Annotated in this window: 15 protein-coding genes and 3 tRNA genes; 10 read left to right on the top strand and 8 right to left on the bottom strand. The window is 72.3% G+C overall.

Annotated features, from left to right (window positions below; genetic code table 11):
• From BZZ08_RS28325 to BZZ08_RS28310, 4 genes are all read right to left on the bottom strand, one after another.
• Positions 1–2,826, bottom strand: a 2,826-nt coding sequence (locus BZZ08_RS28325) for a non-ribosomal peptide synthetase (protein WP_133169230.1), incomplete at its 3' end; no start/stop codon positions are given.
• A gap of 85 nt (positions 2,827–2,911) precedes the next feature.
• A complete protein-coding gene (locus BZZ08_RS28320; RefSeq protein WP_104635056.1) occupies positions 2,912–6,739 on the bottom strand; it encodes an SDR family NAD(P)-dependent oxidoreductase in 3,828 nt (1,275 codons plus the stop codon).
• Positions 6,736–7,521 (bottom strand): thioesterase II family protein, encoded by a 786-nt coding sequence (locus BZZ08_RS28315; RefSeq protein WP_104635055.1) that lies wholly within the window; start codon positions 7,519–7,521, stop codon positions 6,736–6,738. Before BZZ08_RS28315 ends, BZZ08_RS28320 begins: the two co-directional genes overlap by 4 nt.
• A 288-nt stretch (positions 7,522–7,809) precedes the next feature.
• Entirely contained in the window at positions 7,810–9,369 is a 1,560-nt protein-coding gene (locus BZZ08_RS28310) for a tryptophan 7-halogenase (RefSeq protein ID WP_241965586.1), read from the bottom strand.
• 243 nt (positions 9,370–9,612) lie between these two features.
• Between BZZ08_RS28310 and BZZ08_RS28305 the strand changes: the two genes are divergently transcribed.
• Positions 9,613–11,904 (top strand): S9 family peptidase, encoded by a 2,292-nt coding sequence (locus BZZ08_RS28305; RefSeq protein WP_104635054.1) that lies wholly within the window; start codon positions 9,613–9,615, stop codon positions 11,902–11,904.
• A 98-nt stretch (positions 11,905–12,002) separates the two neighbouring features.
• Here BZZ08_RS28305 and BZZ08_RS28300 read toward each other — a convergent pair whose 3' ends face one another.
• Complete coding sequence (locus BZZ08_RS28300; protein WP_104635053.1) at positions 12,003–15,017, bottom strand: AfsR/SARP family transcriptional regulator; 3,015 nt, start codon at positions 15,015–15,017, stop codon at positions 12,003–12,005.
• A 242-nt stretch (positions 15,018–15,259) separates the two neighbouring features.
• The gene (locus BZZ08_RS28295; RefSeq protein WP_104635052.1) at positions 15,260–15,475 is read right to left on the bottom strand and encodes a hypothetical protein; all 216 of its coding nucleotides are present in this window, start codon (positions 15,473–15,475) and stop codon (positions 15,260–15,262) included.
• A gap of 276 nt (positions 15,476–15,751) precedes the next feature.
• On the opposite strand from BZZ08_RS28295, the gene BZZ08_RS28290 reads away from it, so the two are divergent.
• The 8 genes from BZZ08_RS28290 (at position 15,752) to BZZ08_RS39670 (ending at position 23,323) form a co-directional block, all read left to right on the top strand.
• Positions 15,752–16,621, top strand: a complete 870-nt coding sequence (locus BZZ08_RS28290) for a 4'-phosphopantetheinyl transferase family protein (protein WP_104635051.1) — start codon at positions 15,752–15,754, stop codon at positions 16,619–16,621.
• 40 nt (positions 16,622–16,661) lie between these two features.
• The gene (locus tag BZZ08_RS28285) at positions 16,662–16,985 is read left to right on the top strand and encodes a 2Fe-2S iron-sulfur cluster-binding protein (RefSeq protein ID WP_104635050.1); all 324 of its coding nucleotides are present in this window, start codon (positions 16,662–16,664) and stop codon (positions 16,983–16,985) included.
• Positions 16,985–18,247 carry an NAD(P)/FAD-dependent oxidoreductase gene (locus tag BZZ08_RS28280; protein WP_104635049.1) on the top strand — a complete coding sequence of 421 codons (1,263 nt, stop codon included), beginning with the start codon at positions 16,985–16,987 and terminating at the stop codon, positions 18,245–18,247. Before BZZ08_RS28285 ends, BZZ08_RS28280 begins: the two co-directional genes overlap by 1 nt.
• Before the next feature lie 260 nt (positions 18,248–18,507).
• Positions 18,508–18,582, top strand: a tRNA-Asp gene (locus tag BZZ08_RS28275).
• 24 nt (positions 18,583–18,606) lie between these two features.
• Positions 18,607–18,680: transfer RNA gene (locus tag BZZ08_RS28270), tRNA-Phe, on the top strand.
• A 98-nt stretch (positions 18,681–18,778) separates the two neighbouring features.
• Positions 18,779–22,738, top strand: coding sequence for an ATP-dependent RNA helicase HrpA (gene hrpA, locus BZZ08_RS28265; protein WP_104635048.1), 3,960 nt, complete (start codon positions 18,779–18,781; stop codon positions 22,736–22,738).
• 105 nt (positions 22,739–22,843) lie between these two features.
• A tRNA-Asp gene (locus BZZ08_RS28260) sits at positions 22,844–22,918 on the top strand.
• Positions 22,919–23,128: 210 nt separating this feature from the next.
• Positions 23,129–23,323, top strand: a complete 195-nt coding sequence (locus BZZ08_RS39670) for a DUF6274 family protein (RefSeq protein WP_104635047.1) — start codon at positions 23,129–23,131, stop codon at positions 23,321–23,323.
• A gap of 471 nt (positions 23,324–23,794) precedes the next feature.
• Here BZZ08_RS39670 and bldC read toward each other — a convergent pair whose 3' ends face one another.
• Both bldC and BZZ08_RS28245 read right to left on the bottom strand, forming a co-directional pair.
• Entirely contained in the window at positions 23,795–24,001 is a 207-nt protein-coding gene (gene bldC, locus BZZ08_RS28250; protein WP_003949541.1) for a developmental transcriptional regulator BldC, read from the bottom strand.
• Positions 24,002–24,534: 533 nt separating this feature from the next.
• Entirely contained in the window at positions 24,535–25,386 is an 852-nt protein-coding gene (locus BZZ08_RS28245) for a hypothetical protein (protein ID WP_104635046.1), read from the bottom strand.
• A 239-nt stretch (positions 25,387–25,625) separates the two neighbouring features.
• On the opposite strand from BZZ08_RS28245, the gene BZZ08_RS28240 reads away from it, so the two are divergent.
• Positions 25,626–26,720 carry a Leu/Phe/Val dehydrogenase gene (locus BZZ08_RS28240; protein WP_104635045.1) on the top strand — a complete coding sequence of 365 codons (1,095 nt, stop codon included), beginning with the start codon at positions 25,626–25,628 and terminating at the stop codon, positions 26,718–26,720.
• Positions 26,721–26,985 lie beyond the last annotated feature (265 nt).

Raw genomic sequence — 26,985 nt, 5'->3', positions numbered from 1 at the left:
CGGCACCATGTACTCCGGCAGCCGGGCCGCGACGAACCTGCGCAGCTCCGGCACCGACACCCCGGCCGTCAGGTCGACGTGCAGGTCGCCGATGCTCTCGGCGGCGCCGGGGTCGTTGCCGAGGACGCCCACGGGGACGACGTACCCGACGAGTTGCCGGGTCCCGGCGTGCTCGTGCACGGCGACCACCGCCTGGGCGACGCCGGGGTGGGCGGCGAGGGCCGCCTCCACCTCGCCCGGCTCGATGCGCAGCCCGCGGATCTTGACCTGTCCGTCGCCGCGGCCGACGTACTCCAGGCGGCCGTCGCGGTTCCAGCGGGCCAGGTCGCCGGTGCGGTACATCCGCGAGCCCGCCGGACCGAACGGGTCCGGAAGGAAGCGTTCCGCCGTCAGTCCGGGGCGCCCCTGGTAGCCGCGGGCCACCGCACCGGCGACGTACAGCTCGCCGACCACGCCCGGCGGTACCGGCGTCAGCCCCGGACCCAGCACATAGGCGCGCATGTTGCCCAGGGGTTCGCCGATCGGCACACCGCGCGAGGCGTCCCAGTCCTCGGCCGCGTCCACCGTGAACGTACCGGCGTAGAAGCTCTCGGTCTGGCCGTAGCTGTTGACGACCCGTACGCCCGGGAACGCCTCGCGGGCCCGCTCCACCAGCGTCGCGGGCAGGGCCTCGCCCGCGAACACGAGGGTCTGCACGCTGGTGGTGCCCGCGATCCGGTCGAGGACCTCGGAGAACACCGACGGGACGGAGCTGATCACGCTGCCGTGCCAGTGGTCGCGTTCGCCCAGCTCCAGGACGTCGCGGACCACCTCGACGACGCCGCCCGTGGTGAGCGCCGTCATGATCTCGAACACCGACACGTCGAAGTTGACGGACGTGCCGGCCAGCATCTTGCGGCCCGGGCCCATGCCGACGACCGCCGCCAGCCGCAGCACGCCGTTGACCACGCCGTGATGGGTGATGGCCACGCCCTTGGGGACACCGGTCGAGCCCGAGGTGTACATCACGTACGCGAGGTTGTCGGGGCGCAGGTCGGCCTCGACGGGGCCCGCTTGCGCGTGGTCCAGGTCCAGCTCGTCCAGCAGCAGCACCGGCACGTCGTGCGCCGGCAGCTCGCCGCCGGTCCCGGCGTCGGTGAGCAGCAGGGCGGGGGCGGCCTGGCCCAGGACCAGGCCGAGGCGGGCGCTGGGGAAGCGCGGGTCGATGGGCAGGTAGGCGGCGCCCGACTTGAGGATGCCGAGCATCGCCACGACCAGGTCGGCGGAGCGGGGCAGGGCCAGACCCACCAGGGACTCGGCACCCACCCCGCGCCCGCGCAGGGCGTGCGCCAGCCGGTTGGCGCGCTCGTCCAGCTCCCGGTAGGTCAGGCGCGTCCCGCCGCACAGGACGGCCGGGGCGTCCGGGTCCACCGCGAGCTGCTGCTCGAACAGTTCCGGTACGGACAGCTCGGGGGTCGGCGCGGCCTGCCCGGCGAACCGGGCGAGCTGCTCGCGCTCGCCGTCGAGCAGCACGTCGGCGGTGCCGACCGGCCGGGCCGGGTCGGTCACGAAGTCCCGCAGCACCCGCAGGAAGCGGGGCCCGAACCGCTCCACCGTCTCCCGGTCGAACAGGTCGGTGGCGTACTCCAGGACACAGCGCATGCCGCCGTCGGCGGGGTCGACGGCGAAGTTGAACTCCAGGTCGAACTTGGCGGTGCGGGTGGGCACCGCCTCCAGCCGGCCCCGGACGCCCGGCAGGTTCAGCTCGATGACGTCGTTGCTCTGCCAGGTGAACATCACCTGGAACAGCGGGTGGTACGCGGTGGACCGCTCCGGGTTGAGCACCTCGACGAGCCGCTCGAACGGCACGTCCTGGTTGTCGTAGGCGGCCAGGGCCCGGTCCGCGACGCGGGTGAGCGCCTCGGCGAAGGACGGGTTGCCGGACAGGTCGGCGCGCAGCACCCAGGTGTTGACGAAGAAGCCGACGAGGTCGAGCAGCGCCTCGTCGGTGCGGCCGGCGATGGTGGCGCCGAGGGGGACGTCGTCCCCGGCCCCGAGCCGGTGCAGCAGCACCGCGAGCGCGGTCTGCATGACCATGGGGGTGGTGGCCCCGTGCTCGGCGGCCAGGTGTTCGGCCGCCTCGACCAGCTCCGGGTCGACGGCGAAGTCCACCATGTCGCCGCGGTGGCTGATCACCGCGGGACGGGGCCGGTCGGTGGGCAGCTGGAGCTGCTCGGGGAGACCGGCCAGCGCCTCGCGCCAGTAGTCGAGCTGCCGGGCGAGCACGCTCTCCGGGTCGTCCTCGTCGCCGAGCAGTTCGCGCTGCCACAGCGTGTAGTCCCGGTACTGGACGGGGAGTTCCTCCCAGTCCGGGACGTCGGAGACGGCGCGTGCGGTGTAGGCGGTGGTCAGGTCCCGGGTGAGGGGCTCCATCGACTCGCCGTCGGCCGCGATGTGGTGGATGTTCAGCACCAGCAGGTGGTCCTCGGGACCGGTGCGGACCAGCACGGCCCGCACCGGGATCTCGGCCGCGAGATCGAAGTGGTGTCCGCCGGTCTCGGCGACCACGGCGTCCACCCCCTCGGGGGTGGTCTCGACGAGGGGGAGGTCGAGGCGCAGGGCGTCCGCCGGGACGACGTGCTGACCGGGCACCCCGTGCTCGTCGACGACGAACACGGTGCGCAGGCTCTCGTGGCGGACCACCACGTCGCGCAGTGCCGCCGCGAGGGCCGCCACGTCGAGCCGTCCCCGCAGATGCAGCAGGAACGGGATGTTGTACGTGGCCGAGGGTCCCTCGAAGCGGTCGATGAACCAGAGGCGCCGCTGGGCGAAGGACAAGGGGATCATGTGGCGTCTACTCCTCGATCAGTCGTCCTGCGCCTGTGGTTGCGGCCGGCAGGAAACCTCCGGTGACGGACTGCCGGACTGCCGGTCAGCCGGCCGCGTGCTGTGCGACGACCGTGGCCATGCCCGCCACGGTCGGGTTCTCGTAGAGCTCCTGCGTGGTGACCCGGACGCCGAGCTTCTGCTCGGTCAGGGCCAGCAGCCGGGTGGCGCGCAGCGAGTTGCCGCCGAGTTCGAAGAACGACTCGTCCCGGCCGACGTCGGCCCGGACCAGCGCGTCCGACCACAGGCGGGCCAGCTCGCTCTCCAGCCCCTCCCGCGGGGGTGTCGCCCTGCGCCGGGCCCGCTCGGGCGCCGTGTCGGCCAGCAGCCGGGCGGCGTCCACCTCCCCGTAGGCGTCGCGGGGGATGCGGGGCACCGGGACCAGGCGCACCGGTACGGGGCTCGCGGGGCCGGTGGCGAGCGCGTCGCGCAGGGCGCCGGGGTCGGCGCCGTCGGCGACGTAGGCCAGGACGATCTCGCCGACCCGCAGCCGCTGCGGTACGAGTTCCGCGACCACGGCGGGGTTGCGCGGGTCGAGGCCGACGATCGTGTACGGGCCGGGCAGGGCCGTGCTCTCCAGGAAGAGCCGCAGCCCGGTGTCCGGGTCGATGCTGCGGAAGCCGCGGTGCTCGGCGGCGGCCTGCGAGCGGTCCCGGTTCATGCCGACCCCGGTCCACTGGCTCCAGGCCAGGCAGTGCACCCGGCGTCCGCGGTCGTGGTGCCAGTGCTCGGCGAACCCGGCCAGGAAGCTGCTGGCCGTGGCGTAGGCGCCGAAGGAGTGGCCGCCGAACTCGCCGTTGACGGAGCCGAACAGCACCAGCGAGGCGTCCGGCCGGTCCTCCAGGGCGCGGGCGAGGGCCAGGGTGCCCTCGACCTTGGCCCGGTACTGCTCGGCGTACACCTCGGGACTCTCGTTCACGATGAGGTGCCGGTCGAGGTCCGCCCACTGCCCGGTCGGATCGGCGGCCGCCAGGTGCAGTACGCCGTCCAGGGGGCGTCCCCAGCGCTGCTCGGCGGCGCCGATCGCGGCACCGACCGCGTCGGCGTCGGCGACGTCCAGCCGCTCGTACGCCACCTCTCCGAGCCGGGCGAGGGCGGCGAGGCGCTCGCCCCTGTCGCCCTCGGCGGGGGAGCGGCCCACCAGGAGCAGCCGCACTCCGTAGGAGGCCAGCAGGTAGCCGGCGATGTCGTGGGCGATGCCGCCGAGCCCCCCGGTGACCAGGTAGAGGCCGCCCGGGGTGACGGGGTCGGCGGGGGCCGGTCCGTCGGGTCCGCCGGTGTCGAGGGGCGCCAGCCGGGGCTGGAGGCGCACGCCCTCGCGGGCGGCGACGAGTCCGGTGCGCTGCGGCGCGCGGAGTTCGGCGCGCAGCGCGGCGGCCCAGCTCCCCGGGTCCGCGGCGGGCAGGTCGAGCTGCTTCACCGGCAGGGGCGCGGCCTCGCCGATCGCGGTGCGCACGAAGCCGGGCAGCGCGCAGGTGCCGAGGTCGACGCGGTCGCCGCCCCGGACGTGGAAGGCGCCGGAGGTGAGCACCAGCAGCCGGGGCCGGCCCGAGTCGCCGTCGGCGAGGGCGGCGAGCAGCGCGGTGAGTTCGGCGGTGGCCGTCGCCAGGCGCTCGGCGGGCTCCCCCGACCGGGCGAGCGACAGCGCGTGCACGACGGTGCCGATCGCGCCGTAGCGCTCGGTGACCGAGGCCAGCAGCCGCTTCAGCTCCGCCCGGTCGGCAACCGGGACGCGGTAGCGGTACGGCAGTTCCTGGGCGAAGGCCCCGCCCCGGCGGACGGCGACGAACGGGCCGTCCAGGCCGAGCCGTTCGAGGTCGGCGTCCTCGCCGAGGACCACGGTCACGCCCGGCCCGGCGCCGTCGGCCGGGGGTGCGGTGTCGTCGAGCGGCACCCACTGCCGGGTGGTGAACCAGGTGTCCGGCGCCGGGTCCTCCTCGGCGGCCGGGTCGGCCACCCGGTCGGCGAACCGTCCGGAGCGGAGGTCGGCGACCAGCGCGGCACGCTGGATCTTGCCGCTCGCGGTCTTGTGGAACTCGCCCTCGGTGACCGGCACCAGCAGGTCGGGAGCGATCCCGGACTCGCGCACGAGGATCGCCCGCGCCTGTTCCTTCGTGGCGGCCAGCGCGTCGGCGTCCCAGCTCACCGGCACGAAGAAGACCACGAGCTGGTCGGTGGCGGCGCCGGGTTCGCGCACCCCCGCGGCGGCGGAGAAGGTGACGCGCACCCCGTCCACCCGCTCGACCACGCTCTCCAGCTCGTGCGCCATGTAGTTGATGCCGCGCACGATGATCTGGTCCTTGCGGCGCCCCGCGATGACCACCTCGCCGTCGGTGACGAAGGCCAGGTCGCCGGTGCGGAACCAGCCCTGGTCGTCGAAGGCCTCCCGGTTGGCCTCCTCGTTGCCGAAGTAGCGGGCCATGATCGTGGCCCCGGTGACCCGCAGTTCGCCCATCCGGCCCTCGGGCAGCACCGTGCCGTCCTCGTCCACGATGCGCAGCCGCACCCCGGGGACGGGCCGCCCGACGCGGGAGAGGACCACGGCGTCGGGGTGGTCCGGCGGGAGGTGGCGCACGCTCTCCCCGAAGGAGGCCGGGTCGACGGCGACGGTGCCCGCAGCCGGGTCGTCCAGGCTCTGGCGGGTGTAGGTGATGCCCGAGCAGGTCTCCGACATGCCCCACGCCGGCACCATGGCGTCGGCGGGCAACCCGTGCGGGGCGAGGAGCGCGAGGAACCGGTGGCTCGTGGCGGCGATCACCGGCTCGCCGCCGTTGGTGATCTCCCGCAGGCAGGACAGGTCCCAGGAGCGTCCGGCGATGTCCGCGGCCCGCTCGTTGACCATCGCCATGGCGAAGTTGGGGGCCCAGGTGTTGGTGGCGCGGTAGCGGTCGGCCCAGTCGAACCACAGCAGCGGGTCGGCGAGGAAGTGCTCGATCTTGGCGTTGACGTGCAGACAGCGCAGGAAGACGTCACGGATGTTGTAGAAGGCGACCGTGACGTGGTCGAACGGCATCCAGATCAGGCTGATGTCGTCCTCGGTCAGCCCGCAGTGCCGGGCGACGGCGAAGGACCGGGAGACCACGGAGGAGTTGGTGTGCTGCACGCACTTGGGCACACCGGTGCTGCCGGAGGTGAGCAGGTTGAGCACCGGGGAGTCCCAGTCGGCCGGGAACCAGTCCTTGTCGGCCGGGTGCGCGGCGAGTTCCTCGACGGTCAGCACCCGCACGTCCGGCTCGTCCCACAGCCGGCGCACCCCGGCCAGGGCCTCGGCGGTGCCGGCGTCGGTGACCAGGACCGGCCGGTCCAGCAGCCGCCAGGCGCCCAGCAGTTTGCGGTTGGTCTCGTTCTCGGTGGCGTACGTGGTGGCCACGGCGACCGGCGTCGGCACGAAACCGCCGAGGACGCACGCCCAGAACGCGGTGAGGTAGCCGCGGTTGTCGTCGAACACGAACAGCGCGGCGTCCCCCGGCCGCAGGCCCGCGGCACGCAGACCGCCGAGCACGTGCTGGGCCTCCTCCAGCAGCTCGCGGTAGGTCTGCAGCACGTCCTCGCGGCCGGTCCTGATGTACACCGTGCCCTTGTCCGGGGCGAGTTCGGCCGCGCGGCGCAGCCCTTCCTGCAGGGTCCGCGGAGCGTCGTCGGGCAGGCGCAGGTCACCGCCGTACAGCTCGACGGGCGGCAGGTCCGGGTCCGTGCCCCGGGCCGCGGGGGCCGGCTCCGCGGCGCGCGGCGCGCCCCGGTCGGGCCGGGGCGGCTCGGCGGCGCGCAGGCCCCTGCGGGCGACGGCGGCCGCGTCGAGGACGCCGGGCAGGCGCCGGACCGTGTCGGCGAGGCCCGCCAGCAGGCCGGGTCCGGTGGGGTCGACAGAGGTCATGCGCTCCTCCGGTTCGTCACGGGGGCCGGCGGCGTACGGCCGATCAGGTCGACGACGTCGGCGGGAGAGTCCAGGAAGTAGAAGTGGCCGCCGGGGTAGAACTCGGCGCGGAACTCGCCGGTGGTGTGCTCCTCCCACCGCTTCACCTCGTCCAGCGGCGCCCGCGGGTCCGACTCGCCGCACAGCACGGTGACGGGGACGTCCAGCGGGTCGCCCGGCTCGACGCGGTGCCGCTCCCAGAGCGTGAAGTCCGCCCGGAGCGTGTAGAGCATCGCCTCCAGCACGTCCTCGTCGTCGGCGACCTCGGGGTCGATGCCGCCCAGGGAGAGGATCTCGGCGGCGAACTCCTCGTCGGGCAGCGTGTGCAGCCGGCGGACCGTGGAGTGGCCCGGGGCGGGCTGCGCGGACAGGAACAGGTGCCCGGGCATCCGCCCGCCGCGCGCCGCCAGCGCCCGGGTCAGCTCGTAGGCGAGGGTCGCGCCGGCGGAGTGCCCGAAGAAGGCGTAGGGCAGGTCGAGCACGGGCCGCAGCGCGTGGGTCAGCGTCTCGACGAGCGGGGCCGCCTCGGTGAACGGCTCCTCGGCGATACGGTTCTGCCGCCCGGGCAGCTGGACGGCGACCAGCTCGATCTCCGGGGGCAGCAGTCCGGCCCAGTCCGCGTAGGCGGAAGCCCCGGCTCCGGCGTGCGGGAAACAGATCAGCCGCCGGGTGGCCCGGGGCCGCGCGGCCCGCCAGACGTACGGGGTCCGGGGGGCGAGTTCCTGGTTCTCGGGCAGGGTCATCTGCGGCTGCTCCTCGCTCGTTTTCGCGCAGCCCGGCGCCAGGAGAACATGACGGCGGTCCGCTGTGGGAAAAGGCCCCGGAAAAACGGCCGGCGAATGATCGTCAATTGCCGCGGGGTGTCGAGAACTCGTTATCGGGAGTTACCGGGCGAGGACGCTGTCCGCGTCGTCGTTCCGGGACGGAAAAAGACTCGGCAACCATGCCGGTGCCCGCACACCCATTGAACTCCCCCGTCGTGGAATTAACCGGCCCCCGGCCGGAATCCAGCCCCCATGCCGTGCTTACCTTCATCCCTGTGCGCGGCCGCAGTCAAGCGTTCCTCCACCCGTCGGACCCTGGTGCGGGAATTCCTGTTCCCCCACCTGCGGCGGCCGCGGGCGCTGTCCTGTCGACAGGACGGAACGCCGTTCGGCGGGCGGGCTCGTCGCGCCCAGTTGGGCCAGGTACTCGTACCCGGTGGGCGAGGTGCCGGTGAGGGCGGCGGCCGTGTGCCGCACCGCCGCGAACTCCCGCAGCGCCACCGCGTCGCCGACCAGGGGCAGGGCGGCGGGAGCCCGCGGCGGGGCGCCGCCGGTGCCGATGAGGACGGAGGTGTACGCGTGCGCCGGCCGGCCCCGGTGCCCGTCTCCGGGGTGCTCCGGGCCCGGCGGCAGCACCCGCCAGCCGGCCAGCCGCTCGGCGAGGCCGCCCGGCAGCGCGAGGGTCTTGGCGTCCCGCCAGTACTGGGTGTCGTCCCGCGCCGCCCCCTGGTAGTGCAGGGTGGCGAACTCCCGCTCCAGGGCGTGGTGGGCGGCCGAGGCGTCCCCGACCGTGCCGAGCGGCTCGGCCCGCCCTGCCGACGCCCCGACGGCGACGCAGTTGTGCTTCCACGCCTGTGCGCCGCGGCCCGGCAGCAGCGGGGTGTGCACGGCCGCCGCCCCGGCCGCCTCCGGCCCCACGTGCTCGCGCAGCGCCCGCTCGGCCTCCTCGGGCGTGCAGTACTCGCCGGCGTACGCGTGTCCCGCGCCGATCCGGTCGAACAGCGGCACCGTCCACATCCACCCCGTGCCGCGGGCCGTCACCGTGGTGTACGGCGGGATGCCGCGGGTCCGCATGTCCGCGGGCGCCTCCAGCGTCACCAGGGAGTCGTTGGGCAGCGTGTCCCGGTAGGACACGCGGGGCACCTTCAGCGCCCGGTGCAGCAGCAGCCCGCGTTCGCCGGTGCAGTCGACGAACAGGTCGCCGTGGACCTCCCCGTGCTCCTCGGTGACCAGGCACTCGATCCAGCCGCGCGCGTCCAGCCGTACGTCGGTGGGGGCGCCGGTCAGCGACACCGCCCCCCGCTCCGCCGCGTACCGGGTCAGCAGCCGGGTGAGCGCCGCGGAGTCCAGGTGGTAGCCGTACGGGACGGCGGCGGCGTCCGCGCCGGGGCCGGTGTCGGCCGCGGGGCGCGGTACGCGGCCCGCGTCGCACAGCCACGCGGAGACGAAGCAGTCCCGGTCGAACCGCCCGCTGGGCCGCTGCCTCAGCCACCACTCGGTGAGCGGGAAGCCCCCGGCCCGGCGGGCCGGTTCGAACGGCAGGTAGAAGTACTGCCCCGGACCGCTCCAGTCCTGCACCCGGACCGCCAGCTTGCAGGTGGCGTCGCAGGCCGGCATCCAGTCCTCCTCGGCCAGGCCGAGGAAGTCGAAGAAGTCCCGGATGTCGCCCAGGGTCGACTCGTGCCCGGCGGGTTCACCGGCCGGTGGAAAGCCGACCAGTACCACCTCGGTCCGGTCACCGAAAGCCGCTTTCAGATATGCGGCGGTCATCGCACCCGCGACACCCGCTCCGACGATCACGACCTTTCCCGGATTGTGCGTGCTCACACCGGGTCCCCCAGTTCTTGTGTTCACTTGTCTTCACATCGTCCTCTGCCGCCCCGTCCTGTCGACGGGACAGGACGAGAACGCCTCCCGCGCCGAAGGCTGGCCAATGTCCGGGTGCGGTGGCGATGATGACGGCCCCGAATCCGGTACCACTCCCGCCGCGCACTCCCGGAAAAGCCCGGGGGGAATTCACCGTTTCACCCGGCGGCATCCGAAAACCACATCCAGGAAAGGGCATCGACGATGCAACGGAAACGACTCGATGTGCGGGCCTACCGGACGGCGGAACGGCTGTTGCGGCACCACCGCGGGGAGTTGCTCCCGGGCGGCCGCCTCACCCCGCGCTGGCTCGAGGACGGCACGCGGTTCTGGTACACCGTGGCCACCGTGGAGGGTAAGCGGTACGTGCTCGTCGACCCGGTGGCGGGCACCCGCCGCCTCGCCTTCGACCACGAGCGGCTGGCGTCGGCCCTCGCGGCCGCGACCGGGCAGCCCGTCGACGCGGCCGCCCTCCCCCTCCCGGCCATCGGGCCGGCCGACGGGACGGTGGAGTTCGACGCCTTCGGCGAGCACTGGCTGCTGCGGCTCGACGACCACACCCTGCGCAGGACGGCGGGCGAGCCTCCGGTCGGCCCGCTGGAGGTGGCCGCACCCGACCGGAAGCACGCCGTCCACCGCGCCGGCCACGACCTGCGCGCCCGCACGCTGGACGGGGACCGCGACTGGGCGCTGACGTCCGACGGCACCGAGGACCGGGACTACGGCGCCAACCCCGACTACCTCATGTACTCCACGCTGCTGACCAAGCTGGGCCTGCCCCATCTGCCGCCCGCCGTGGCCTGGTCGCCGGACTCCTCCCGGGTGCTGACCCACCGCACCGTCCAGGACGGTGTGCGCCGCACCCACCTGCTGCGCGCCGCCCCCGCCGGTGGTGGCGAGCCCGCGCTGCTGTCGCCGCGCTACGCGGTCGCCGGGGACGAGCGCATACCGCTCGCCGAGTTCGTCGTCCTGGACGTCACCACCGGCGCCGTCACCGAGGCCCGCGGCGAACCGGTGGCGATGTCGCTGATGTCGCCGCTGTTCCAGCGGTGGGCGTGGTGGGAGCCGGACGGCTCGGCCGTCCACTACCTGTCCCGCAGCCGGGACGCCCGCACCCTCGGCCTGTACCGCCTCGACCCGGACACCGGCGAGGTGCGCACCGTCCTGACCGAGCGGGGCCGGACCAGGGTGGACCCCGCGCCGCGCCAGCTCCAGCCGCCGCTGGTGCGCGTCCTGGCCGGCGGCGACGAGGTGCTGTGGTACTCGGAACGGGACGGCCGGGGCCACCTCTACCTGTACTCCGCGCCCTCCGGTGCGCTGGTCAACGCGGTGACCTCGGGCGCCTTCGCGGTCCAGGAACTGCTGCACGTCGACGAGGCGGAGCGGACGGTGTACTTCACCGCCTCGGGGCTGGTCGAGGAGGACCCGTACCGCCGCACGGTGTGCCGCGTGGGCCTCGACGGCTCCGGCTTCGAGCGGATCACCGGCGACGACCTCGACCACGCGGTCACCGTCGCTCCGGGCGGCACCTGCTTCGTCGACTCCGCCTCCACCACCGCCGTGGCCCCCGTGATCACGGTGCGGGACTGGTCCGGGCGGGTGCTGGTGGAGCTCGAACGCGCCGACGACACCCGTCTCAGGGAGACCGGCCGGCGCGCGCCGATACGTTTCCGCACCACTTCCGCCGACGGCACCTGCGACGTGCACGGCCTGCTGTACCTGCCGCACGGCTTCGACCCGTCCCGGCGCTACCCGGTGATCGACACCCCCTACGGCCTGCCCACCGACAACCGGGTGAGCCCCTCCTTCGACCCCGGCCACTACGGCTACGAGGCGGAGGCGCTGGCCGCGCTCGGCTTCGTGGTCGTCGCGGTCGACGGCAAGGGCTCCCCCGGCCGCTCCAAGGAGTTCCTGGACGCCTCGTACGGCAACCTGGGCGACGCCTGCGGACTGGACGACCACGTCGCCGCGCTGCGCCAACTGGCCGCCGAACGGCCCTGGATGGACCTGGACCGGGTGGGCGTCACCGGCATGTCCTCCGGTGGCTACGCCGCCGTACGGGCGCTGCTGCGCCACCCCGACGTCTTCCGGGTGGGCGTCGCGGAGTCCGGCATGCACGACTTCCGCCTGCTGGAGCCGGGTCTGGGCGAGGCCTATCACGGCCCCTTCGACGAGGAGGAGTACGCCGCCCTCGCCAACGAGTCCCTCGCCGACCGCCTCGAAGGCAAGCTGCTGCTCGTCCACGGCGGCCTGGACGACCGGGTGCCGCCGCAGTCCACGCTGCGGCTCGCCGAGCGGCTGATCGCCCACGGCAAGGACTTCGACCTGCTCGTGGTGCCCGACGCCGATCACATCTACTTCGGTTACGAGCACTACGTGAACCAGCGCAAGTGGGACTTCCTGGTCCGGCACCTGCTGGACGCGGAGCCGCCCGCGGACTACCGGCTGCCGCCGGTGCCGATCGACATGGAGGCACTGGGCGAGCTGTTCGGCTGAGGCCCTCGCCGCGGCCACCGCCCCGCACGAAAGGTGCCCGTGCCCCGGGATCTCTCCGGGGCACGGGCACCTTTCCCGTGCCGGGGGCCGCGGGCCGGTCAGCCCACCAGCGCCGCCAGGGCCTCCTCCGCCCGCCGCTGCCACGCCAGCGCGCCGATGTCCCGGAACACCTCCTGCGCGGTGCGGAGGTGGTCGCGGGCCTCCTCGGTGCGGCCCAGGCTCCGGCTCAGCTCGGCGAGGACCAGCCTGACCCGGCCGGCCGCCATCGGACTCCCGCACTCCTCCGCGGTCTCCAGCGCGTCCGCCAGGGTGGTCCCGGCCTGCTGCGTGTCCCCCTTGCGGAACCGGGTCTCGCCGAGGCCGAGCAGCGTGTAGGCGAGGCCCACCGTGTCGGACTTCTCCTTGACGATCCGCACCGCGCGCAGGAACGCCTGCTCGGCCTCGCCGAGGCTGCCCAGGGCGAGGTGGGCCTGCCCCAGCCGGTGCAGCGCCTGGGCCAGGTTCCGGGTGTCCGACCCCAGGCTCTCCCCCAGGCGCACCGCGTCGAGGGCGTAGGTCATCGCCGACTCGGGGCGCTCGGCGACCAGTTCGGTCTCCGCCATGTTGTGCAGGGTGTGGATCTCGCTGTACGCGTCGCCGGTGTCCCGGAAGATCGCCAGCGCCTCCGCGAAGATCCCCATGGCCTGCTCCGTCTCGCCCCGGGCCCGCGCGGTCTGCCCGAGCAGCCGCAGCGCCACCGCCCGCCCCCGGCTCTCCCCCGCCTCCTCGTACAGCCGTACCGACTGCTCCAGGTAGCCGGAGCTGCGCTCCATCTCGCTGTGGACCAGCTCGATGGACCCGAGCCCGAACAGCATCGCCGCCTGGCCGCGCAGGTCGCCGTGGGTGTGGGCGGCCGCCAGCGCCTCCTCGCAGCACCGGCGGTAGTCGTCGGTGTAGCTGCGGGTGCCGAAGAAGACGGCGGCCGATCCGGTCAGGTCCCAGGCCAGCTCGGACAGTCCCGCCCGCGCCGCCTGCCGCACCGACGCGACCAGCGCCAGCCGCTCCGCCTCGAACCACTCCAGCGGCGCCGTCAGCAGCTCGTCCAGCAACTCGGAGTCGATCCGGCGGCGCCGGGCGTCACTGTGCACACCGGTGCCGTGGCCGGCGTTCTCCCGCCGGTCGGCCTCCTCTGCGATGGTGAGGAAGGTCCGCAGCACCCGGGTGAGGGCGGCCGTACGGTCCGGCTCCGACTCCTCCTTCATCGCGCACTCCCGCGCGTACAGCCGCACCAGGCTGTGCAGGCGGTACCGCAGCTGACCGGTCGCGTCGATGCTCACGACCTCCAGGAACTGGGCGTCGACCAGGTCCTCGATCAGCCGTTCCGCGTCGATCACCTCGCGGTTGAGCAGCGCGGCGCCCACCCACGCGGTGAAGTCCGGCGCGTCGAGCAGGCCCAGGCGCCGCAGCAGCCGGGCGGCGTCCTCGGACAGGTACTTGTAGCTGAGCGCGAGGCTGGCCCGGATCTGCGACTCGCCCTGGCTCAGCTCGTCCAGCCGCCGCCGCTCGTCGGTGAGCCGGTTCACCAGGTAGCGCACGGTCCAGTGCGGCTTGGAGGCGAGCCGGGCCGCGGCGATCCGCAGCGCCAGCGGCAGCCGGTCGCACAGCTCGGCCAGTTGCGCGGCGTCCTCGCGGGCGGTGGCGATCCTGCGCTCCCCCACGATGGCCGTGATCAGCTCGACGGCCTCCGGCTCGGACAGCAGGCCCAGGTGCACCCGGGCCTGCGCCGGCCAGGTCACCAGCTCCTCCATCTGGTCCCGGCTGGTGACCAGCACACAGCACCGGCCGCCCCCGGGCAGCAGCGGCCGCACCTGCGCGTAGGCGCGGGCGTTGTCCAGCACGATCAGCACCCGGCGGTCCGCGAGCACGCTCCGGTACAGCGACACCCGCTCCTCCAGGTCGCCGGGGATCTGCTCGCCCGGCACCCCCAGGGAACGCAGGAAGCGGCTCAGCACGTCGTGCGCGGAGACCGGTTCGTGGTTCTCGTCGTACCCGCGCAGGTCCGCGAAGAGCTGACCGTCGGGGAAGTGCTCGGCGGAGCGGAACGCCCAGCGCATCGCGAGGCCGCTCTTGCCTATCCCCGCGGCGCCGGTGATCAGGCCGGTGGTGGAGGCGCGCTCCTCTCCGGCGCCGGCCAGGAGGCCGTGCAGCGCGGTCAGTTCCTCCGCCCGGCCGGTGAAGGCCGGGATGTCCGGCGGCAGTTCGGCGGGCACGGCCGCCGGAGGGGCGGCGGACACGGCGGGCGCGGGTGCGGCCGCGGCGGAACCGGCCCCGGGGCCCGGGGCGTCCGGCCGCTCCACGACCACCGGCACGGGGGCCAGCGAGGGGTCGTCGCGCAGGATGGCGTCGTGCAGTTCCTTCAGGTCCGGGCCCGGCTCGATGCCCAGTTCCTCGATGAACTGGCTGTGCGCGTCCCGGTAGGTCTCCATCGCGTCCGCCCGGCGGCCCGAACGGTACTGGGCCAGCATCAGGTGGTGCCGGGTGCGTTCCCGCAGCGGGTACTCGCGCACCATCGCGGCAAGGCCCGGGATGAGTTCCTGGTGCTGACCGAGTTCCAGGTGGGCGAGGATGGAGTCGTCGTAGGCGTTGAGGCGGTGCTCCTCCAGCCGCTCCGCCTCGTCCTCGATCGCCGGCCCGCTCACCCCGGCGAAGGCGGGGCCACGCCAGAGGCCGAGCGCCTGGGCGTAGGCCTGGGCGGCCTCGGCGAGCAGCCCGCCCCGGGCGTACTGCTCGGCGCCGCGCACGAGTTCGGCGAACCGCAGCGAGTCGACGTCGTGGCCGGCGGTGTCGAGCCGGTAGCCGGGGTGCGCGGTGACGATGACGTCCCCGCCGACGCCCGCGCTCTTGAAGATCTTCCGCAGGGCCGCCACACAGATGGCCACCTGGGTACGGGCGGTGGGCGGCGGATTCCTGTTCCAGACGGTGTCCACCATGGTGTCCACCGGGACGACCCGGCCGGGCATGACCAGCAGCAGGGCGAGGATGGTCCGTTGGCGTGCGCCGCCGAGCGGGACGCCCGCCTCGCCCACGGTCACCGTGAGCGGACCCAAGACGTTGAACCTGAGCTGTTCGCCCACTCCGCCCCCCTATTCGAACTGCCCGTCGGACGACAACCAATGTAGGTCACCGGCGGGGGTGATTCAGCGGGAAGAGAGGGGTCCGGCACCGAAAGGGGACGAGTTCCCGGACGACCGGTGACGGGGCGAACGAAGTGCGGACCGTAATACAGGTCCTTTATGAACAATGATTGAAGCTTGATTCAGTGGACGCCGATCGAATCGGCGCCGATTCGGCCGGCGGTGATCCGGCCGGGGCCGGTTCAGCCGGCCGGGGTGGCGGTCGGGGTGGGCGCGGGGGCGGTCGTCCCGGGCACCACGACACTCCAGTTGATGGGGTCGGCCACCGTCGAAGTGGAATGCGACGCGTCACCGGCGCCCAGCGTCTGCACGGCCGCGCCCCCGACGGTCCAGAGCGCGGTTCCGGCGACCACGGCGACGACGGCGGACTTGGCGGCGACGATCCAGGAGCGGTTCATTTCGGTGGCCCTCTCGGTCGGCCCCCGGGGTAATCCGGGAGGCGCTGACTTCCTTGTGACCACGAAGTTAGGAAGGCGCCCTTTCGGGCTGTTATCACGTCGTTTTCGCCTGCCGGGGCGGCATTTAACGCGGTGCCCGTCAGCGATAACGGCCGCCCGGGGGGAGGGTTTTCCACCCCCGGAACGCGGAGGATTTCCTGCTATCCGGGCGCCCCGTCCCGCCGGAAACTCGGTAGTGCGGCGGACCGACTGCCGCCGTACGGAGGTGAAATCGCCATGACGCCCGTCCAGGCACCCGGCGCCGACGCACAGCAGTCCGCCGCCGAGTGCCACATCTGGTCGCTGCCCCCGGTGCCCCGGCCCACCTCCTGGTTCGGCCTCCTGGACACCACGGAACTCACCCGCTGCTCGTCCTTCGCCCACGAACTGGACCTGGCCCGCTTCGTCACGGGCCGGCTGCTCGCGAAGACGGCCCTCGCCTCACTGGTGGGCACCGGCCCGGAAGCCATCGGCTTCCGCACGCGCTGCCCCGACTGCGGCGGTCCGCACGGGAAACCGCACGTGGTGGGGGACGGCGCGGGCTGGGAACTGTCGATCTCCCACTCGGGCGACCTGGTGGCGGTGGCGGTGACGCTGGGCGGCCCGCTCGGCCTGGACGTGGAACGGGTCGAGCCCTGGACCGGCCCGGCCCTGCCACCGGAGTACGAGCTGGTCCTGACGCCGGCCGAGCGCGCCGCGGTCGAGGCGCTGCCCGTTCAGCGGCGGGCCCGCGGCTGCCTGACGTACTGGACCCGCAAGGAGGCGGTACTGAAGGCCACCGGCGAGGGCCTCAACACCCCCATGACCGACTTCACGCTGTCCGGCCCCGACGACCCGCCCGCCCTGCTCGGCTGGCACCCGGCCCGGCCGGCCCGCCCGGTCCCCGCCCTCGCCGACGTACGGCTCGACGACGACTACCACGGCGCGGTGGCCGTCCTCGGCGTCTCCGACGTGCACCCCACCGTGCACCGCGGCACGGAACTGTTCCCCCGGCACCACCTGATACGGCGCCACCCGGCCACCCGGGCCGCCCCGGCCCGGGCCCCCGCACACCCGGCCCCTACATCCTCCGGATTCATGAACTCCCTTTTCCCATGCGGGAGTTGACGCACCGACCGACGCCACTCACGTCCCGCAGGAGCCTGTCATGCCCAAGATCACGTACATCGCCGTCGACGCCACCGAGACGGTTCTCGACCTCCCCGTGGGCACCAGCCTCATGCGCGGCGCCCTCACCAACGACGTGGACGGCATCGTCGGGCAGTGCGGCGGCTTCGCCCAGTGCGCGACCTGCCACGTCTACGTCGACCCCGAGGACCTCGACCGGCTGGCGCCCATGGAGGAGGAAGAGGACGGCATGCTCGACTTCACCGTCTGCGCCCGCGCCGACAACAGCCGGCTGGGCTGCCAGGTCAAGGTCACCGACGCCCTGGACGGCCTGGTCGTCCGGCTCCCCGAGAGCCAGGCCTGATGACCGCCCCCGAACCGGTCGGCCACGTCCTCGTCGTCGGAGCCGGACAGGCCGGGCACCAGACCGCCGCCGCCCTGCGCGAACGAGGCCACCGGGGCCCGGTCACCCTCGTCGGCGACGAGGGGGTCCCGCCCTACGAGCGGCCGGCCCTGTCCAAGGCCTACCTCAAGCGGGAGACGGACACCGACCAGCTGTGGCTGCGCCCGCCCACCTTCTACGAGCGCCACGGGATCACCCGGGTCCAGGGCGCCGCCGTCGCCCTGGACCGGCCGGCCCGCACCGTCCGCCTGGCCGACGGGACCGTCCTCGGCTACGACCACCTCGTCCTGGCCACCGGCGCCCGCGCCCGGACCCTGCCCGTCCCGGGCGGTGACCTGGCCGGCGTGCACACCCTGCGCACCCTGCGTGACGCCGACCGGATCAGGGAGGACCTGACCCGGGCCCGGCAGGTGGTCGCCGTCGGAGCCGGGTTCATCGGCCTGGAGTTCGCCGCCGCCGCCCGCGACCTGGGACACCCGGTGACCGTCGTCGAGGCGCTCCCGCGGCCGCTGGCCCGGATCACCTCGGCACCGACGGCCGAGCACCTCACCCGGCTGCACGAGGAGCGCGGCAACCGGATGCTGTTCGGTCAGGGCATCGCCGCCCTGACCGGCGACGCCGCCGGGCACGTGACCGGGGTGGAACTCGCCGACGGCCGCCTGCTGCCCGCGGACCTCGTCCTGGCCGGCGTCGGGGTCACCCCCCGCACGGAGCTGGCCGAGGCGGCGGGACTGGCCGTCGACGGCGGGATCGTCACCGACGCCCGGCTGCTGACCGCGGACCCGCGCGTCTCGGCGGTGGGCGACTGCGCCCTCTTCCCCCACCCCGGGTCGGCGACGCCCCTGCGCATCGAATCGGTGCAGAACGCCGTCGACCACGCCGGGCTGGTCGCCGACCGCCTCACCGGCACCGCCCGCGTCTACGACGAGCTGCCCCGGTTCTGGAGCAACCAGTTCTCCGCGACCCTGCAGATCGCCGGCCTGAGCCACGGCCACGACACGGAACTCGTGCTGCACACGTCCCCGGACGCCTTCTCCGTACTGCTCTTCCGCGGCTCCGCCCTGGTCGCCGTGGAGTCCGTCAACCGTCCCGCCGACCACATGGCGGCCCGCCGCCTCCTCACGACCGGCGTCCCCCTCACCCCCGAGGAGGCCGCGGCCGAGGGTTTCACCCTCCGGAACCATCTCAGGGCCCAGGCACCCACCCCCGTGCCGGCTCCATGAGAAAGGGGCGTCACATGCCCCGCACCCCACGGCGTCCGCGGCCTCACCCCGCCCCGGACCACCCGGACCGCGGACGCGGAAGGCGCCCGATCGGCGCCCACTCGTCCGCGCACAGCCCACCTGCGCGTTTCCAGGGCAGCACGCATCCTCTGATACTCTGCTTCAGCGACGTCACCCCAGCTGACGAGGGCCCCGGCCACCGGGAAGAATCGTGTTGGGGGCAAAAGCAAGCGTGTGCGACACTGTCACACACAGCGCCTGGTCCTGTGGAGCAGTTTGGAGTGCTCGCCACCCTGTCAAGGTGGAGGCCGCGGGTTCAAATCCCGTCAGGACCGCTGAGGTTTCACGTGAAACCTCGCGGCTGGGTAGCTCAGTTGGTACGAGCGATCGCCTGAAAAGCGATAGGTCGCCGGTTCGACCCCGGCCCCAGCCACAGCAAAGACCCCGATCTTCGGATCGGGGTCTTGTTGTATCCGGCCGCGGCAAAAGCGTTCGCCAGGATTTTCCCCGGGATGAGATCCTGGAACCCGTATGTCTACGCACCCTGCCCCCGCCCTCGGCACCCTCGCCCCCCGGCTGACCGAGCTGTCCCTGCGCGACGCGCACCGGCTCGGCCGCAGGCTGGAGGGTGCGCGGAAGATCCGTAAGCCGGAGGCCCGCGCCGCCGTCCTCGCCGAGATCGAGACGGAGGTGGCCAAGGCCGAGCAGCGCATCGGTGAACGCCGGGCGCGTGTGCCGGCCGTCAGCTACCCCGAACAGCTCCCGGTCAGCCAGAAGAAGGACGCGATCGCGGCGGCCATCCGTGATCACCAGGTCGTGATCGTCGCCGGTGAGACCGGATCCGGCAAGACCACCCAGATCCCGAAGATCTGTGTCGAGCTGGGCCGTGGCGTCCGCGGCATGATCGGGCACACCCAGCCCCGCCGGATCGCCGCGCGCACCGTCGCCGAGCGGGTCGCGGACGAGCTGGACACCCCGCTCGGGGAGACCGTCGGCTGGAAGGTGCGGTTCACCGACCAGGTGAACCCGCAGTCCACCTTCATCAAGCTGATGACGGACGGCATCCTGCTCGCCGAGATCCAGACCGACCGCGAGCTGCGCGCCTACGACACGATCATCATCGACGAGGCCCACGAGCGGTCCCTCAACATCGACTTCCTGCTGGGCTACCTCTCCCAGCTGCTGCCCAAGCGCCCCGACCTCAAGGTCGTCATCACCTCGGCGACCATCGACCCCGAGCGCTTCTCCCGGCACTTCGGCGACGCCCCGATCATCGAGGTCAGCGGCCGGACCTATCCCGTGGAGGTGCGGTACCGGCCGCTCCTGGAGGAGGACGGCGACGACGCCGACCGGGACCAGATCACGGCGATCACCGACGCCGTCGAGGAGCTGATGGGCGAGGGCAAGGGCGACATCCTCGTCTTCCTCTCCGGCGAGCGGGAGATCCGCGACACGGCGGACGCGCTGGAGAAGAAGAAGTACAGATTCACGGAAGTCCTGCCGCTGTACGCACGGCTCTCGCACGCCGAGCAGCACCGCGTCTTCCAGCAGCACACCGGACGCCGGATCGTCCTCGCCACCAACGTCGCCGAGACCTCCCTGACCGTTCCGGGCATCAAGTACGTCATCGACCCCGGCTTCGCCCGTATCTCCCGCTACAGCCACCGCACCAAGGTCCAGCGGCTGCCCATCGAACCGATCTCGCAGGCCAGCGCCAACCAGCGCAAGGGCCGCTGCGGCCGTACGTCCGACGGCATCTGCATCCGGCTGTACTCCGAGGACGACTTCGACGCGCGCCCGGAGTTCACGGACGCGGAGATCCTCCGGACGAACCTCGCCTCCGTCATCCTCCAGATGACCGCGGCCGGCCTCGGCGACATCGAGAAGTTCCCCTTCATCGACCCCCCGGACCACCGCAACATCCGCGACGGTGTGCAGCTGCTCCAGGAACTGGGCGCGCTCGACCCGGCGCAGAAGGACGTACGCAAGCGGCTCACCGACACCGGCCGCAAGCTCGCCCAGCTGCCCGTGGACCCGCGGCTGGCCCGGATGGTGCTGGAGGCGGACAAGAACGGCTGTGTCCGCGAGGTCATGGTCATAGCGGCGGCGCTGTCCATCCAGGACCCGCGGGAACGCCCGGCGGAGAAGCAGGCCCAGGCCGACCAGCAGCACGCCCGGTTCAAGGACGAGAGCAGCGACTTCCTCGCGTTCCTCAACCTCTGGCGGTACGTGCGCGAGCAGCAGAAGGAACGCGGCTCGTCGTCCTTCCGCCGGATGTGCAAGCAGGAGTACCTCAACTTCCTGCGCATCCGCGAGTGGCAGGACATCTACACGCAGCTGCGCACGGTCGCCAAGCAGATGGGCATCCACCTCAACGACGAGGAGCACCCCGCACCCGACGACCGCGTACACGTGTCGCTGCTGGCCGGTCTCCTCTCCCACGTCGGCATGAAGGACGTGAAGGAGGGCTCGAAGAACGAGTACCTGGGCGCGCGGAACGCCAAGTTCGCGATCTTCCCGGGCTCGGCGCTCTTCAAGAAGCCCCCGCGGTTCGTGATGTCCGCCGAGCTGGTGGAGACCTCCCGCCTCTGGGCCCGCGTCAACGCGAAGATCGAACCGGAGTGGGTGGAGCCGCTCGCGGGGCACCTCCTCAAGCGCACCTACAGCGAGCCGCACTGGGAGAAGGACCAGGCGGCGGTGATGGCGTACGAGAAGGTCACGCTGTACGGCGTGCCGATCGTGGCCCAGCGCAAGGTGAACTACGGGCGGATCGACCCCGAGGTCAGCCGCGAGCTGTTCATCCGCAACGCCCTGGTGGAGGGCGACTGGCGCACGCACCACAAGTTCTTCGCGGACAACCGCCGGCTGCTGACCGAGGTCGAGGAGCTGGAGCACCGCGCCCGGCGCCGGGACATCCTGGTCGACGACGAGACGCTGTACGACTTCTACGACCAGCGGGTGCCCGAACACGTCGTCTCGGGTGCGCACTTCGACTCGTGGTGGAAGCACAAGCGGCACGAGCAGCCCGACTTCCTCGACTTCGAGCGCGAGATGCTCATCAACGAGAAGGCGGGGGCGGTCACCAAGGACGACTACCCGGACTCCTGGCGGCAGGGCCCGCTGAAGTTCCGGGTGACGTACCAGTTCGAGCCGGGCGCGGACGCCGACGGCGTCACCGTGCACGTGCCGCTCCAGGTGCTCAACCAGGTCACGGACGAGGGCTTCGACTGGCAGATCCCGGGGCTGCGCGAGCAGGTCGTCACAGAGCTGATCCGCTCCCTGCCCAAGCCGGTCCGCCGCAACTACGTGCCCGCGCCGAACTACGCCCAGGCGTTCCTGGACCGTGCCGTACCCCTTCAGGAGCCGCTGACGGTGACCATGGCGCGGGAGTTGAAGCGCATGGTGGGGGTGCCGTTCGACGCCGAGGACTTCGACTGGTCGAAGGTCCCCGACCACCTGAAGATCACGTTCCGGATCGTCGACGAGCGCCGTCGCAAGCTGGCCGAGGACAAGGACCTGGAGGCGCTGAAGCTCCAGCTGCGCCCGAAGGCGCGCAAGGCGCTCTCGCAGGCCGCGGCGGCCACCGCGGAGCGCAGCGGCGGCGAGTCCCTGGAACGCTCCGGACTGACGGACTGGACGATCGGCACCCTGACCCGGGTCTTCGAGACCCGCCGGGCCGGTCAGCCGGTGAAGGCGTACCCGGCGCTGGTCGACGACGGACCGAAGGCCGACACCGTCTCGGTCCGCCTCTTCGACACCGAGGCCGAGCAGGCGCAGGCGATGTGGAAGGGCACACGGCGGCTGATCCTGCGCAACATCCCGGTCAACCCGGCGAAGTTCGCGTCCGAGAAGCTGACCAACCAGCAGAAGCTGGGCCTGTCCGCGAACCCGCACGGTTCGATCCAGGCGCTGTTCGACGACTGCGCCATGGCGGCGGCGGACAAGCTGATCGCGGACTTCGGCGGCCCGGCCTGGGACGAGGAGTCGTACCGCAAGCTCTACGACAAGGTCCGCGCGGAGATCGTCGACACGACCGTCCGCACGGTGGGCCAGGTGCAGCAGGTGCTGGCCGCCTGGCAGGCCTGCGAGCGCCGTCTCAAGGCCGTGCGCAGCCCCGCGCTGCTGGCGAACCTCCAGGACGTGCGGGGGCAGCTGGACGCGCTGGTGAAGCCGGGCTTCGTCACCGAGGCGGGCATCAAGCGGCTGCCGGACCTGATGCGCTACCTGGTCGCCGCGGACCGCCGGCTGCAACAGATGCCGACGGGCGTGCAGCGGGACACCTCCCGCATGCAGAAGGTCCACGAGATGCGGGACGAGTACGCGTGGCTCCTGGAGCAGATGCCGCAGGGCCGGCCGGTGCCGCAGCAGGTCCTGGACATCCGCTGGATGATCGAGGAGCTGCGGGTCAGCTATTTCGCCCACGCGCTGGGCACCGCGTACCCCGTCTCCGACAAGCGGATCGTGAAGGCCATCGACGCCCTCGCGCCCTGACGGAGCCGTGACCGGGCCTGTACGGAGGGTGAGTTCGACCGGCGGCCCACCCCTCCTGTACAGTCTCTTCTCGCAGCGCAACGCAGCAAAAGCGCCGCGAAACCTGGTCCTGTGGAGCAGTTTGGAGTGCTCGCCACCCTGTCAAGGTGGAGGCCGCGGGTTCAAATCCCGTCAGGACCGCAACGAAAGCCCCGCACCGAGCAATCGGCGCGGGGCTTCTTCGTTGGCCCGCACCGCCCGGCGCGGGCAACTCCCCGTGCGCGGCTCACCCTCGGGCCCCCAGAAGCCCTCAGCGGCCCCCAGTGGCCCTCCCGCGGCCTTGACGGCGTCACATTCGGTCGGTACTCCAAAGACAGGGCACATCCCCCGTCTGGCCCCTGGAGGTGGCGTATGACGACGTCGGTCAGGCACGAGACGCGGGCCCTGCTCCGCGCGCATCTGTCGGCCGCGTCCTCGTTCGGTCACGTGACGCGCCACTGTCCGGTCTGCCACCGGCTCCTGCGGCTGGCGCTGGACTCGCCGGCCCCACAGTCTCCGACAGGCCGTCAAGAGGGCGTCGAGAACGGGAGCGCGTCCACGGCGTGAACCCCGCGGTCCCCAACGCCCTTGCTCCGCAGAGCTCCTGGAGGCCAGGCTTCCATTAGCGCACCGGTGCCCGGCCCAACAACCACCGCGCGATGTGACGGGAGTCACCGCACGAGTTTTTGAAACGGTGGCGCTTACGCCTCTCCTACAACTAATCAATTTAATATGTGCAATTGCACCGCCTCGACGGCGCTCGCACAGCCGATCCGACACCGCTCCCCAGACTCCGACAAGCCCGCTCACAGAACCGTCCGCCGAGCCGCCCACCCGACACAGGACCGGACACGGACCGTGGCGGAGGCGCGGGCACCGGCCGCGGGACCGGGCACAAAAAAATCGCGCTGGACCCGGCGGAGTCCAGCGCGATCAACGACGCACCTCTGTTGGGGCAGGGACGGCGTCGCTTGGAGCTGTGGTCCAGGCGCTCCGACAGGTTGGGGGACCTGCCGTTCTGCCCGGTTATTCAGTTGTTCAGGCCTCGCTGCGCTGCTGCGGAATGCCCGCGAGCAGGGCGCGGACCTCGGCTTCGCGGTAGCGGCGATGCCCGCCGAGCGTGCGGATCGACGTGAGCTTGCCGGCCTTCGCCCAGCGCGTGACCGTCTTCGGGTCGACGCGGAACATGGTGGCGACCTCAGCCGGGGTCAGCAGCGGCTCGGCATCAGGGGTGCGAGCGGTCATGAGCGGCCTCCTCGGGAGAACCGAACCTTCTCGGTTCATTCCTCTAAATTCTGCACCTTGACCCGCGTTGCCCGAAATGGCGGACGCGAGTCGAGTCGGTTATAGGACGAACGGCTTGTCCTCGGCACTACAACTACACCATCTGTCCAGCCGCGTCGGCCAAACCGATGGAATTGCCCTCCCAGGTGTTCATCAGCGACGGAAGCCGATGGACCATGCCATAGCGGACAGTCACGCCTCTGTGACGATCAGTCACAGGGGCGATCAGGAGTCACCAGACCCCCCAAAGCGTGCAATGCTGCGATTCCACCCACAGTGCATCACGGCAGGACGGAAGGAGCCCTCCCCGGGCTCCTTGTCCTATTTTGGCATGAGGAGGGGGAAGCGGCGCAAGAGTGATGTACGTGCGGTCCGTCACGCTTGACGCATACGCCCGGATCGGGACCTACGTCCCTTGTCGCCAAGGGATCAGCTCATCCCGAACGGATGTCGGAGCGGAAGACGAAACCCCACATCGGGCGGTACGTCAAACGTCAGTTCGCGGAGCGCCGGTCCCGGACCGCCCGCCAGCGCTCCACCAGCCGCCCGTACGCCTCCCCCGCGGTGACCCCGTCACCGTGGCGCAGCGCCTCGATCCCCTCGGCCACGTCCGCCGCGGAGTGGTCCGCCTCCAACTCACCGGCCGGCAGGGCATGCACCAGTCCGCCGTAGTCCAACTCCACCAGGGACCGCGGATGGAACTCCTCCAGCCAGCGCCCCACCTCCACCAGGCCGTCGATGAGCGGCCCCTCGTCCACGGCCTCCCGCAGGGCCCGCAGCCCCCGGGCCACCCGGCGGCGGGCCTGCACCATCGGCGTCCGGTAGCGCAGCACCGGCGCGGCCGCCGCCTCGTCGTCGCCGCCCTCGTCGTACTCCCGCTCCGCGTCGGAGACCAGCACGAACCAGTTGATCGGGACCTGCCAGGTGGCCGTGCGGATCCAGGGACGGGCGTCCGGGTTGCGCTCCAGCCAGCGCTCGTAGTCCTGCGCGCTCTGGCGGCGCACGACCGGCGGGATCAGGGCGTCCAGGACCGGCTCCGGGAAGTCCTCGGCCAGCTCGCCCAGGGCCTGCCAGCCGCGCAGCCGGGTCCGCCAGGGGCAGACGCAGACCACGCCGTCCACCTCGGTCACGAAGGCGTCCGCGCTCTCGTGCACCGGCACCGCGACCGGCGGGGTGGGCAGCAGGTCGGCCAGGGAGCGACGCAGCTCGTCCTGGTAGGAGGGCCGGTCGGGGCGGCGGGCGTAACGGGTCCAGTGGGCGCGTTCGTCGTCCGGGAAGGCCGCCAGCGGCTCGTACACGCGCAGGTACGCCGCGTACGGGACGATCACCGAGGACACCTTGGGCACGCCTGCTCCCTCCCCCGCGCGCCGACGCGAAAACCTGCGAGAACCTGCGGAAACCTGCGGAAACGGATCACAAACGCGCGAGAATCTCTGCAAATCGTCGCACGCCCGTACTCCGTGCGGAGGTGATCCTGAGCACTGTGCGGCGGGCCGGCACCCACAGGCTCTAATCTCGTGCCACAGTCCCCGCCACCTTCACGGGGCCTGCCACCCATCGCCGCACCTACACAGGAGTCACCACCGTGACCGACGTAAACGGCGCACCTGCTGATGTACTGCACACCCTGTTCCACTCGGACCAGGGGGGACATGAGCAAGTCGTGCTCTGCCAGGACCGTGCCAGCGGTCTCAAGGCCGTCATCGCCCTCCACTCCACCGCCCTGGGCCCCGCGCTCGGCGGTACGCGCTTCTACCCGTACGCGAACGAGGCGGAGGCCGTCGCCGACGCGCTGAACCTCGCGCGCGGGATGTCGTACAAGAACGCCATGGCCGGTCTCGACCACGGCGGCGGCAAGGCCGTGATCATCGGTGATCCGGAGCAGATCAAGAGCGAGGAACTGCTCCTCGCCTACGGCCGGTTCGTCGCCTCGCTCGGCGGCCGCTACGTCACCGCGTGCGACGTCGGCACCTACGTCGCCGACATGGACGTCGTGGCCCGCGAGTGCCGCTGGACCACCGGGCGCTCCCCGGAGCACGGCGGCGCGGGCGACTCCTCCGTGCTCACCTCCTTCGGCGTCTACCAGGGCATGCGGGCCGCCGCCCAGCACCTGTGGGGCGACCCGACGCTGCGGGACCGCACGGTGGGCATCGCGGGCGTCGGCAAGGTCGGCCACCACCTGGTCGAGCACCTGCTCGCCGAGGGCGCCCACGTCGTCGTCACCGACGTGCGCAAGGACGTGGTGCGGGGCATCACCGAGCGGCACCCGTCGGTGGTCGCCGTCGCCGACACCGAGGCGCTGATCCGGGTCGAGAACCTGGACATCTACGCGCCCTGCGCGCTCGGCGGCGCGCTGAACGACGACACCGTGCCGGTGCTGACCGCCAAGGTGGTGTGCGGCGCGGCCAACAACCAGCTCGCCCACCCCGGTGTGGAGAAGGACCTCGCCGACCGCGGGATCCTCTACGCGCCGGACTACGTGGTGAACGCCGGCGGTGTCATCCAGGTCGCCGACGAGCTGCACGGCTTCGACTTCGACCGGTGCAAGGCGAAGGCCGCGAAGATCTACGACACCACGCTGGCCATATTCGCACGTGCGAAGGAAGACGGTATTCCGCCGGCCGCCGCGGCCGACCGGATCGCCGAGCAGCGCATGGCGGAGGCCCGTTCCCGGCGGTGATCCGACGGTCGTACGGCGGTGGGCCGGCAGGGTCGTCGCGGGTGTGACCGGTACCCGTCGGGGCGCGGTTGGAGAGAACTCTCACTTATCCCGGCGGGTCGACCGTCGAAAGGTGGTTAAAATCGCCTTTGACCAGCGAGGACGGGGCGCCTCGAGGGTCCTGGGCAAGGCCACGTGCTGCGGGCGACGTACCGTATGGGCGTGGGCTCAGGTACCGTGGAAGCCCTACGGACCGGTCTCTCACACGAGAGCCCGTTCCGGACCA

The sequence above is a fragment of the Streptomyces sp. MH60 genome, assembly GCF_002939385.1.
Classification (GTDB): Bacteria; Actinomycetota; Actinomycetes; order Streptomycetales; family Streptomycetaceae; genus Streptomyces.
Note: the sequence above shows the minus strand (reverse complement) of the source record. Positions and strands in the feature narration are given on the sequence as shown.